Below are 11,857 nucleotides of genomic sequence, written 5' to 3' on the forward strand. Positions count from 1 at the left end.
ATGAAGAAATTTGTGATGGCCGGTCTGGCCGGCACCGTGGCAGGGATTATCGCAACCACTCAGATCGCAGGCCCCTTGCTGGCTCAAGAGGCTGAAAACAAGGCCAGCGTTTATGAGCAGTTGGATCTGTTTGGTGACATCTTCGAACGCATCCGCGCGCAATATGTCGAGGAAGTGGAAACCGAAGAACTGATCGAAGCAGCGATTGATGGGATGCTGACCTCGCTGGATCCGCATTCCAGCTACCTGTCTCCGGATGATGCGGAACAGATGCGCGTGCAGACGCGCGGCGAGTTTGGCGGGCTGGGGATTGAAGTCACGCAGGAAGATGGTTTCGTGAAAGTCGTCTCTCCGATCGATGACACCCCGGCGGATGCCGCAGGTATCGAAGCGGGTGATTTCATCACCCATGTGGATGGTGAGAGCATTCTGGGCCTGACACTGGACAAGGCGGTCGATCTGATGCGCGGACCGGTCGGGTCCGAGATCGTGATCACCGTAGTGCGTGAGGGCGAGGCTGATCCCTTCGATGTCACTATTATTCGCGACACTATCAAGCTGACGGCCGTTCGGGCCCGCACCGAAGGGACCAGTGTTGTTCTGCGTGTCACCACCTTCAATGACCAGACTTATCCCAACCTTAAATCAGGACTGGAAGAACAGATCGACGAGGCTGGCGGTATCGAAAACGTCAACGGTATCGTGCTGGATCTGCGCAACAATCCGGGCGGTTTGCTGACCCAGGCCATCAAGGTTTCGGACGCGTTTCTGGATGAAGGTGAAATCGTCTCGACCCGGGGCCGTGACCCCGAAGATGGTGAGCGTTTCAACGCCACGCCCGGCGATCTGACCGGTGGCAAACCAATTGTTGTTCTGATCAACGGTGGTTCGGCTTCAGCCTCCGAGATTGTTGCGGGTGCGCTGCAGGATCATCACCGCGCGATCGTCGTGGGCACCAAGAGCTTTGGCAAAGGCTCGGTCCAGACAGTCATGCCATTGCGCGGCGACGGGGCGATGCGTCTGACCACGTCGCGCTATTACACGCCATCGGGTCGCTCGATCCAGGCGCTTGGCGTCAGCCCGGACATCATCGTGGAACAGCCGCGTCCGGCGCCCGCAACCGAGGAGGAAGAGGAAAGCAATGCTCGCACCCGGTCTGAGGCCGACCTGCGGGGCAGCCTGAACAACGACAGTTTGAGCGAGGATGAGGTTCGTCAGATCGAAGAAGATCGTGCCAAGGCGGAAGCAACGGCAGAGCTGCGCGAGCAAGACTATCAACTGGCCTATGCCATCGATATCCTCAAGGGCCTGTCTGCCTTTAATCCGGCAGGTCCGTCGCAGTAATGCATAGAGGGCCGCATGCATTGCGGCCCGTTTAGCCTTCGACTTTGTGCAGCTTCTTCTCGTCCAGCATCAGGGAGAGTATGATCCCGATCGAAACCGAGATCGCAGAGAACACGAAGGCCATATTCATTCCACTATCAAAGGCTGTCGCTATGGCGGCCTTTACCTTTTCAACTTCACCAGACCCCAGTTTTTGCAGCACGGCCTTTGCCGAGTCGGTCGTCAGAGTACCGCCATTGATCGCTTTTTGATCCGCCTCTGACATGTCGATACCTGCGGCGGCAAGCTGATCACGCAAGCTGGACAGGCTGACGACATACATTATCGCCGTTGCACACGCGACTGAAATGGCCCCATAGACAAGATGAGTCATGAAGCTCAGCCCTCCCACCAGGCCCGCCCGTTCGGGTTTGACGGCGCAGACTGCGGCAGTGCCCGAGGGGCCGACCGTCAGCGTTGCTCCGAGCCCCATAAGCGCCATGCCGGGCAAGATCTGAAAATACCCCCAGCTTTCGGGTATGATGATCACGCTCGTCGCACCAACAGTTGCGCAGACATATCCCCAGAACAGCAACCGTTTTGGCCCGAAATCATTGTAAAGCGTGCCCGAAACGATGGAGCCAACCGCGAGCAATACAGTCAACGGAGCCAGTCCCAGGGCCGACTGGAATACCGACCATCCAAGCACCTTTTGCATGTATTGCGGGAAATACAGCAAGGCCACAAAAGCCGCCGAGACGTTGAACATGTTCAGGCCAAGAGTGATCAGAAACTCTCGGTTCTGCATCAGTTGTGGCAACAACAGCGGTTCCTTGACGCGCTTTTCGATCTTCGGGAACAGGAAGAACAGCACCGCGCTGACGAAGAACAGCAGCAAAAGCGGAACCGAGGTCCAGCCCCAATCCGCACCGACATCCAACCCGTAGAGCAAAAGCAGCACTGCGAAGGACAGAATGCCCATCCCGGCAAAGTCGATATGTTCACCTTTCTTATGCTGGGTCTCGCGCTCCATCAGTAGTATCGCGGTGGCCATCGATATGCTGGAGAAAATGACATTTGCCAGGAAAAACAATCGCCAATCGCCCAGATTGACCGCTGCGCCACTGATCAATGGGCCAAAAACATTGCCGGTTGTTACCCCTGCCAGAATGAGGCCCATCACCAACGCGCGGTGCTCTTCTCTCGATACTTTGGTGGCCCCGAAGGCCAGCGTGCAGGGCCAGACACAGCCCGCCCCGATCCCTTGCAAGGCGCGGGCGCCAATCAGGTAGTCCAGGCCAGGGGCGACAAAGCAAAGGATCGACGCGAAAAGGAAAATCGAAAGACCGATGATCATCACCTTGCGGTGTCCATACATGTCGCCTAGCCGGCCGCCAGCGACCATGGTCATGGCAAAAAACAGTGCATAAATATTGAGGACCCACTGCGTACTTGTGATATCTGCGTCGAAGCTGTTCTCGATTGCCGGGACCAGCATGAGCGCGCCGGTGAAATCGATCCCGATCCCAAAGCCTGTCACCATTAAGGCAATAACTTTGATGATGCTCTTGCGGTCCATGGGCCCCCCAATCCGCGCTAAATTACTCCATGATGCACGGATGGGGCTGAAAAGATAGGGAAACGGCCCGGTGTGTTTGAGATCAGGACGAATCCTAGGTGGCCTGAGACCGCCGGAATGCCCGTTTCAACATATCCAGTTCAGCGCGCAGCAGCGCCATCTCGGCACGCATGTCGTCAGCGGCCGGCGTGCCTGCGATGATTGTGAAATCCCCAAGCTTCTGATCTGTGGTTGCATCAAAGATGGCGATGCAATGGACCCCTTCAGACAACGCTGCAAGGGGCACTGGAATGCGCAGGCTCCACCCGTCCGCTTCGGAGGAGAGTTCGACATCCGGTACGGGCTCGCCAAGGTAGCGGACATCGATCTGCGGTTCACTCTCGGAGCGTAGATGCCCTTGCCACAGAGCATTTTCGAAACGGATCGGAGTCAGGATCGGTTGCGTCATGTCATCCCCCTTACAGATCGGCTCGATGGTGGCGACAGAACGTCAGATCACGTAGAATAACGCGGTTCATCGCGGGTTGCTCCAGAATCAGATCCAGCCATAGCTTTTCTATTCTGCGCTCGTTCAGGTGCAGATGCGCCAGATCAAAATCCACTGCGGCCTCGGGTCGGGACAAATCGAGTTGACGCAGAACCTGTTCGGTGTTCGGGCCATGCTGGATGTTGAGGCGGGCGAATACAACGGCTGGTCGTTCACTTTCCACCACCGTATCGACGCGCATAAGATGTTGGCCGGTCAAATTCGTCGCTGCGTCGGCAGGAAGCTCTACCGACAATGACAGGAAAGACCCTTGAAAATCAAAAACTTCTATCGCCATACTAAAAGGCGCGAGGTCCTTGTCCCGCCGGTTTCGGACTTGTTGCATCGCTATTTCAGACTGGTCGCAGTCATGAAACAGGGTCATTTGCTCATCCATCCGCGCCTTGCGCGGAGCTGAGGCCAGGCCTTTGCGGTCCGATGGCAGTTTCCACAGATTGGGTCTCCAGGACCAATCTGTACCCAATGGTCGCGGAAACTGGTCGGAACCGATCATGGGCTGAACCAGACGACCATCGGCTGCGCGCGTCAAAAGGTCGAGTTGCTTGCGCAACTGACGCGCATCGTCGCGCTGGCGTCGAAGTTCAGACAACGAAGCCTGATCCGCGCGTTGCGCGGCATCGCGCCACCGGGTCAGCAGCTTGCGTTGCAGATATCGGTCCAGAAGTTTGCCCATCGCCCCATATTCCAAAGCTATCCTCTTCTTTAGTCAAAGACCGCACGCGGGACAAACACGTCTTGTGCCGATCTGTCCAAAATTTGATCCTGGATCAGCGATCATAAATCAGGTCGAAAATCGCAGGATACGCGCCCTGTCATTCTTGCAATAGGTCAAGCCGAAGCGTACCTTCGGCTCTCTGATCGTTGGGATGTTGTGCAACGTCTTTGGATCATTCAGTTTCAAGGCGAGGCAGGTGTATGGAACCCACCTTATTTTCATTCATCTGGAAATACTCAAAAAAGCAGCAGATGGTGCTGTTGGCGCTGACAGTTTTGTCGTTTCCCTTCCTCTATGCGTCGCTTGAACTGCCAAAGCAGATCATCAATGACGCGATTGGTGCGCCCGCCGATACGGTGACGGTATTCGGGATCACCGTGACTCAGATTCAATATCTGATGATCCTCTGCTTTGCCTTTCTTGCCACTGTTATTGTCAGCGGTTTGATGAAGATGCGCATCAACACGATGAAGGGCATTCTGGCCGAACGCATGCTGCGCCGTCTGCGATTCACACTGATCAGCCGATCCATGCGGTTCCCGAAGTCTTATTTCGCCACCACCAGCCAGGGTGAGCTGGTATCGATGATCACGTCCGAAGCCGAGCCAATGGGTGGCCTGATGGGGGACGCAATCGCGCAGCCAGTTTTCCAGTTCGGCCAGATGATGACTATCGTCACCTTCCTGTTCATGCAAAGCGTCTGGTTCGGGTTGGCCAGTATTGCTCTGATCCCGTTACAGGCGTGGCTGATCCCCAAGCTGCAGCGGCAGATCAACTTGCTGAACAAGGACCGTATCCAAGAGGTTCGCCGCCTGAGCTCTGAGATCGGTGAAAGTGCCGCCGGTATCAGCGACTTGCGCACCAATGGCGGCTGGCGCTATCGCCTGGCGCAGTTCAGCCACCGCCTGGGCACCTTGTTCGAGATCCGGTTCAAGATCTACAACAAGAAATTTTTCATGAAATTCCTCAACAACCTGATCACGCAGATGACGCCCTTCCTGTTTTATTCGGTTGGCGGTTATCTGGCGATTACGGGTGAGGTGACGGTGGGTGCGCTGGTCGCGGCTTTGGGCGCGTACAAAGACCTCAGTGGCCCGTGGAAAGACCTTCTGACCTATTACAATCAAGTACAAGATATGTCGCTGCGTTGGGAAATCGTGACCGAGCGCTTTGCGCCTTTAAACATGATCCCCGAGCGCCTGTTCGAAGGCGTTCCAGAGACAATCCCACATCTGATCGGCAATGTTGAACTGCGTAATGTGACCGTGCGAGACGATGACGGGAAGACCATTCTTGAAGACATCGATCTGACCATTCCCCATGGCGCACGTGTTGCCATCCAGTCGACCCACGCTGCCGAACGTAGCGCATTGGCGCAGTTGCTGACGCGTGAATTGTTGCCGGTGCAGGGCGAAGTCGTCATGGCGGGTCACAACCTGAACGACCTGCACCAATCCGTGATTGCCGCCAGAATCGGTTACGCCTATTCGCGTCCCTATCTGTTTGACGGCACGTTGGGCGACAATCTTTTGATGCCGCTTCGCACGCACCCTCAGCATGAAAAAGACGCGCTGAAGCTACCCAGTCGCCGCCAGATCGAGGCGGTCCGGGCAGGCAATCCACCCGATTCACTCAGCGACGAGTGGATTGATCCGGGCTTGGCAGGGCTCGACGATATCGAGGATATCCGCGACTGGTGGTTCAAACTGGTCGAAGCGATGGGCATTGATGAGTTCATGTTCCGCCGAACCTTACGCTCCCGCTTCGATCCCGAAGTTCACCCGGAGTTGGCGCAAGAGATCGTCAATCTGCGCGAAACCGTTGCAGCCCGCCTGCAGGAGCGCGGCTTGGATCAGTATGTTTATCGCTTCGACCCGGATCTCTTTAACCCTGCGGTGCCTTTGGGCGGGAACCTTCTGTTCGCATCGCCGTCACACGATATCTCAGCCGATTTGTTGGCAGGTGACGGACGGTTCATGTCGATGCTGGCTGCTCACAAACTGGATGATGATGCGTTGCGCATTGCCGATGCGGTTTTGCAAACGCTGAACCAAACCTTTGGTCGGGATGGTGCAGATCACCCCCTGTTCTTGCGTTTGGGCCTGTCTAAGGACATGTATCACCGCCTTCTGGATATTGAGGAACAGCGCAATTCCAAAGGTGACGAGGCAATAAGTGTTCAGGATCGAGCACTTCTTCTGACCGTGCCTTTCATGCTGACCGCGGAACAGATCGGCCCCAGCTTCCCAGAGGAATATAAGGAAAAGATTCTTTCCATTCGCCACAGTCAGGCCGAAAGATTGCGCAGCGCTATGGACGGATTGTTTGTCCCGGTCTCACCTGATCTCTATGTCCCGCGGCTGACAGCAATGGAAAACGCGCTTTATGGCCGGGTTTCGATCATGGCTGGCGCTCATGTAGAAGAGATCGAAGACCTTGTGGCCGAAGTGCTCAATGAAGCCGGATTGCGCCGTCGCGCGGCGGCAATCATTTATGATCTGCCTTCGGGGCTGGGCGGAAATAATTTGCCGACGGTGTTTCAGGAGCGTGCCGCGTTTTCGCGTGCCGGGATCAAGCGGCCCGATATTCTGATCCTCGACAAGGCGCTTGCCAGCCACGATTCGGAAAGCCGCTTGCGTACCCGACTGAAACTGCGCGAGCTATTGCCCGACTCGATCATGATCTTCATGGAGGATCATTTTGCCCATCCCGAAGCCTACGACCTGTTTGTCGAGGTCAAAGACGGTCGCATCGACGGCGTGTCACGCGTACGACCGGAAACTGAAGATAGCTCCTCAGATGATCTCAGCCGGAAGCTCAAGATCATTTCTTCGACCGAGTTGTTCTCGCGCCTTGATGGTCGCAACCAGCGCCTGCTGGCGTTCTCGGCCCAATGGTATGAGGCCGCGGCGGGTCAAACCATATTCGCACGCGGCCAGGCGCCGGACGCGGCCTATCTGTGTATCTCGGGTGAGGCCAGTCTGAATCTGTTGGACAAGGATGGCGCGGTCGAAACGCTCTCGACGGTCGAACCCGGACGTCTGATCGGAGACCTCGCGATCATCACAAATGAACCACGACAGCTGGATCTGGTGGCGACTACGAATTGCGCATTCCTGAGAATCGGTGCTGAAGAACTGCGCGCGGTGATCGAAAGCGACGCAGGCGTCGCGGTCAAACTTCTCGAAACAGTGGCAGGTTATCTGTCATCGGCAGCGGAGCGACTGTTCCACCCTGGCACCACAACCGGACAAGAGGCGACCACGCAGCACGTCGAGCAGCCGAATGACACTTGATTATCAAAGGGCCTATGACCCCCATCAGGTTCTATTAACCGAAGCTCGGAAACGCCCCGAGCTTTGGCGTCTGATCGTTGGGATGGTCATTGTCGCTGCGGTTGTGCTCATCCTGAACACGATACTGTTCACCATGATCGCAAGTCTGGGATCCACCAAATGGGCGCGCGATTTCCTGAGCGGAACGTCCCCGGCGGCGCTTTTGGTCATTCTGGCCAGTTTCATCTTTGCCATTTTGGGGGTCGCACTCGCAGCAAGATGGGCCCAACGTCGCTCGCTCGCGACTGTGATCGGGCCGCAAACGGTGGCGATACGGCAGTTCTGGCGTGTCTTGCGTGCGTTGGTGTTGCTCGGTGTGGTTCTATTGATCTTGCCGCCTTATGATCTGGGGGCACCGCTGGTCGCCAATTTGCCGCTGTCCAAGTGGCTGATCTTACTGCCTCTGTCGGTTATCGCGGTCTTGATACAAACCAGCGCCGAAGAAATACTGTTCAGAGGCTACCTGCAACAAGGTCTGGCGGCGCGGTTCCAATCGCCGCTGATCTGGATGGTCCTGCCTTCGATTTTGTTTGCGGTCGGGCACTACAGCCCGTCGACAGCTGGTGACAATGCTCTGCTGATAGCCATCTGGGCGCTGGCTTTCGGGGTATTGGCTGCCGATCTTACCGCCAGATCTGGCACTCTGGGCCCGGCAATTGCCTTGCATTTCTTCAACAATTTTGCGGCACTGCTTGTGATTTCGTTGCCGGACAGCCTGAGCGGCCTGGCGCTGTATCACCTTCCGTATGAGGTCTCGGATACGCAGGCCATCCGACCCTGGCTGCTTGTCGACTTCGGGCTCATGATTGTGGGATGGCTCGCTGCGCGACTAGTCCTCAGGCGCTGATTGCAATTCCTGCGCCAGCGTCTTATTTGACGTCAACGCAGTCTCAGCAAGGTTCCGACATGAACTGGATCACAAACTACGTCCGCCCTCGGATCAACTCGATCTTCTCGCGCCGCGAAGTGCCCGAAAATCTTTGGCATAAGTGTGACGAATGCGGAACGATGTTGTTCCACCGCGAGCTGGCGGAAAACCAGAATGTCTGTACCCAGTGTGGTCATCACATGGCGATCACGCCGCGCGACCGTTTCACGCATCTGTTTGACGGCGGTATTTTTACCGAAGTGAAGGTCCCCGCGCCCAAGGATGACCCGCTGCAGTTCCGCGATCAGAAGAAATATCCCGACCGGATGAAGGCTGCGCAGAAAAAGACCGGCGAGAAAGAAGCGATGCTGGTCGCCACGGGTGAGATCGGACGTACTCCGATCGTGGCGGCGGCACAGGATTTCTCGTTCATGGGCGGCTCAATGGGCATGTTTGTGGGAAATGCGATCATCGCCGCAGCACAAGAGGCGGTGAAGCTGAAGCGCCCGCTTATCCTGTTCTCGGCAGCTGGCGGGGCGCGGATGCAGGAAGGCATCCTCAGCCTGATGCAGATGCCGCGCACCACGGTGGCGGTTGAAATGCTGAAAGAAGCAAACCTGCCTTACATCGTCGTGCTGACCCATCCGACTACGGGCGGCGTCACCGCGTCTTATGCGATGTTGGGCGACGTGCATATTTCGGAGCCGAATGCGCTGATCTGTTTCGCTGGCCCTCGTGTGATTGAACAGACTATCCGTGAAAAACTGCCCGAAGGCTTCCAGCGTGCTGAATATCTGCTGGATCACGGCATGCTGGATCGCGTCACCAAGCGCACCGAAATGCGCGAAGAGCTGATCACTATCACCCGAATGCTGATGAACCAGCCCCCGGCGGTCAAAGGTGATCTGCCGGCACCCGAGCCGGAAGCTGCAACAGAAGAAGCCCCCGCCGAGGACACGGCAGAAAAATGACCAACCAGAGTTCGGACGCCATCCTTGATCGGATGATGGCGCTGCATCCCAAGATCATCGATTTGACCTTGGACCGCGTCTGGCGTTTGCTGGCGGCACTCGACAACCCGCAGCTCAAACTGCCTCCGGTGATCCATATCGCGGGAACCAATGGCAAGGGCTCAACCCAGGCCATGATCCGCGCAGGGCTTGAAGGGGCAGCGTGCGCGGCCCATGCTTATACCTCGCCCCATCTGGCGCGCTTCCACGAACGCATTCGGCTGGCCGGAGAGCTGATTTCAGAGGCCGATCTGACGACGGTGCTGGATGAATGCTATGCTGCTAATGGCGGCGAGAACATCACCTATTTTGAGATCACCACCTGCGCCGCCTTGCTGGCTTTTGCGCGGACGAAAGCGGACTATACGCTGCTTGAGGTGGGTCTGGGCGGGCGTCTTGACGCCACAAATGTGATTGAACAACCCAAAGTAACGGTGATCACCCCGGTCTCGATCGACCACGAACAATTCCTCGGCAATACACTGGGCAAGATCGCGGCTGAAAAGGCCGGGATCATCAAACCGGGCGTGCCCTGCATCGTCGGTCCCCAGGAAGATGAAGCTTTGGAGGTCATCGAATACACCGCCGCCCGGCTTGGTGCGCCGCTGATGGTGCACGGTCAGCACTGGCATGTGCACGAGGAAAACGGTCGCCTCGTCTATCAGGACGAAACCGGCCTTCGCGACCTGCCGCTGCCCAATCTTCTGGGCGCGCATCAAATCCAGAACGCGGGTGCCGCGCTCGCAGTCCTGCGCCATCTGCAAATGGGAGACGCCGCCTATGAGGCCGCTGTCACCAAGGCCGAATGGCCCGCCCGGATGCAGCGCCTTAAAACGGGTCCGCTGATCGATCAGGCCCCTCAGGCTGAGCTTTGGCTGGATGGGGGGCACAATGCCGCCGCCGGAATCGCCTTGGCGGATGTATTGTCGAAGCTGCCTAAAAAGCCGACGCATATGATCTGCGGCATGCTCAATACAAAAGATGTTACAGGTTATCTCGCGCCTCTGGCCGCGCAAGCCGATACCCTCACCGCCGTCTCAATCCCGGGCGAAGCCAACACCCTCAGCGCCGAAGACACGGCCATGGCTGCTACAAAAGTCGATTTGCCCGCCTCGACGGCAGGCAGCGTAGCAGAAGCGCTCAGCGCGATCACCGCGAAAGACCCGCAAGCCCGTGTTCTGATTTGCGGTTCGCTTTATCTGGCGGGCAATATCCTGCGCGAGAACGGCTAAGGCTTCATCTGGCCAGAATACCTCGGGGGAGTCGCCAAAGGCGACGGGAGCAGTGCCCCCTACCGCCCCCAATCCTGATCCTGCATCTCACGTAGACGCGACGCTGTACGCTCAAACTCGAACGTTCCTTCACCTTCGACATACAGCATCTCGGGCTCCGCCGCCGCTGAACAGATCAGCCGCACTTTGGCTTCATAGAGCGCGTCGATCAGGGTCACAAAACGCTTGGCTTCGTTGAAATTGTTACGGGAGAGCCGTGGAACATCTTCCAGCACCAGAACCTTTACCGCCTCAGCGATGGCAAGATAGTCTCCGGGTCCCAGCATACGTCCGCAAAGATCGTAGAACGATGCTCGCGCCACTCCGTTTCGAAACGCGGGCAGAACAACTTCACGACCTTTGACCTGCAACGACAATGGCTCTGCGGGACCGCCGGATAGATCTTTCCAAACACCCCTGATCTTCTCACGTGCTTCTGGTCCAATGGGCGAGAAGTAGACCGGAGATCCCTCCAGTCGGTTTTGGCGATAGTCGGTCGGCGAAATCAGTTCCCAGACTTCAAGCTGCTCTTTGATATGCGCGATAAAAGGCAAGAAAAGCTGCCGGTTCAGCCCATCTTTGTACAGATCATCCGGATGCCGGTTCGAGGTCGTGACCACCACGACCCCACCCGCATGCAACATGTCGAACAACCGCCCAACGATCATGGCGTCGGTGATATCGGTGATCTGCATCTCATCAAAAGCCAGTACTTTGGCAGATTTCACAACCGCATTGGCCACCGGAGCCAAGGCATCCTCGATGCCATCTTCGCGGGCCTTGTGCAGCCCGGCGTGGATTTCTTGCATGAAGGCGTGAAAGTGTACGCGGCGCGCTGGAATATCGCCAAGTGTTTCAACGAACATATCCATCATCATGGATTTGCCACGCCCAACACCGCCCCAAAGATACAGACCCTGGGGTGGGGGCGGGGCCTTGCGGAAAAAACCACGCTTGACCGGTTCAGCCAGAGCCACCCGGATACGTTCAAACCGGGGTAGAACGGCCTCTTGCGCGTCATCACGCGTCAGCGTGCCATCCGCGATGCGCGCCTCGTAAAGCGATATCAAATCCGTCATATCCCGAGCCATAACGTTCGGTTCACCCGTTGAAAAGAAACCTTTTTCCGAACACATCAATTTTGCTGAACCGATACCACAAAACTCCTGAATTGACGGGTCTTGAGTTCACAGTAATCTGAGCCCTCAA

At 56.8% G+C, this 11,857-nt stretch carries 9 protein-coding genes; 5 read left to right on the forward strand and 4 right to left on the reverse strand.

What is annotated here, in order from left to right; all coding sequences use genetic code 11:
• Complete coding sequence (locus ACR0AZ_RS18235) at positions 1–1,344, forward strand: S41 family peptidase (RefSeq protein WP_480472838.1); 1,344 nt, start codon at positions 1–3, stop codon at positions 1,342–1,344.
• Positions 1,345–1,375: 31 nt separating this feature from the next.
• On the opposite strand, the gene ACR0AZ_RS18240 is transcribed toward ACR0AZ_RS18235, so the two are convergent.
• The 3 genes from ACR0AZ_RS18240 to ACR0AZ_RS18250 all read right to left on the reverse strand — a co-directional run bounded on the left by ACR0AZ_RS18240 (position 1,376) and on the right by ACR0AZ_RS18250 (position 4,122).
• A complete protein-coding gene (locus ACR0AZ_RS18240) occupies positions 1,376–2,902 on the reverse strand; it encodes an MFS transporter (RefSeq protein WP_480472836.1) in 1,527 nt (508 codons plus the stop codon).
• 94 nt (positions 2,903–2,996) lie between these two features.
• On the reverse strand, positions 2,997–3,350 hold the full coding sequence (locus tag ACR0AZ_RS18245; protein ID WP_480472834.1) for a hypothetical protein: 354 nt from the start codon (positions 3,348–3,350) through the stop codon (positions 2,997–2,999).
• Between the two features lie 10 nt (positions 3,351–3,360).
• Entirely contained in the window at positions 3,361–4,122 is a 762-nt protein-coding gene (locus ACR0AZ_RS18250) for a DUF6478 family protein (protein ID WP_480472832.1), read from the reverse strand.
• 242 nt (positions 4,123–4,364) lie between these two features.
• Between ACR0AZ_RS18250 and ACR0AZ_RS18255 the strand changes: the two genes are divergently transcribed.
• From ACR0AZ_RS18255 to ACR0AZ_RS18270, 4 genes are read left to right on the forward strand one after another with little or no spacing between them, the layout of a single operon-like run.
• Complete coding sequence (locus ACR0AZ_RS18255) at positions 4,365–7,460, forward strand: ABC transporter transmembrane domain-containing protein (protein WP_480472830.1); 3,096 nt, start codon at positions 4,365–4,367, stop codon at positions 7,458–7,460.
• Positions 7,450–8,346: a CPBP family intramembrane glutamic endopeptidase gene (locus ACR0AZ_RS18260; protein ID WP_480472828.1), complete on the forward strand. Its 897-nt coding sequence runs from the start codon at positions 7,450–7,452 to the stop codon at positions 8,344–8,346. The genes ACR0AZ_RS18255 and ACR0AZ_RS18260 overlap by 11 nt, the downstream gene beginning before the upstream one ends.
• Positions 8,347–8,405: 59 nt before the next feature.
• Positions 8,406–9,338 carry an acetyl-CoA carboxylase, carboxyltransferase subunit beta gene (accD, locus tag ACR0AZ_RS18265; protein ID WP_480472826.1) on the forward strand — a complete coding sequence of 311 codons (933 nt, stop codon included), beginning with the start codon at positions 8,406–8,408 and terminating at the stop codon, positions 9,336–9,338.
• A complete protein-coding gene (locus ACR0AZ_RS18270; protein ID WP_480472824.1) occupies positions 9,335–10,609 on the forward strand; it encodes a bifunctional folylpolyglutamate synthase/dihydrofolate synthase in 1,275 nt (424 codons plus the stop codon). Before accD ends, ACR0AZ_RS18270 begins: the two co-directional genes overlap by 4 nt.
• Before the next feature lie 59 nt (positions 10,610–10,668).
• On the opposite strand, the gene zapE is transcribed toward ACR0AZ_RS18270, so the two are convergent.
• Positions 10,669–11,727 (reverse strand): cell division protein ZapE, encoded by a 1,059-nt coding sequence (zapE, locus tag ACR0AZ_RS18275; RefSeq protein WP_480472822.1) that lies wholly within the window; start codon positions 11,725–11,727, stop codon positions 10,669–10,671.
• Between the last annotated feature and the right edge of the window lie 130 nt (positions 11,728–11,857).

The sequence above is a fragment of the Ruegeria sp. BE3 genome (assembly GCF_056538865.1).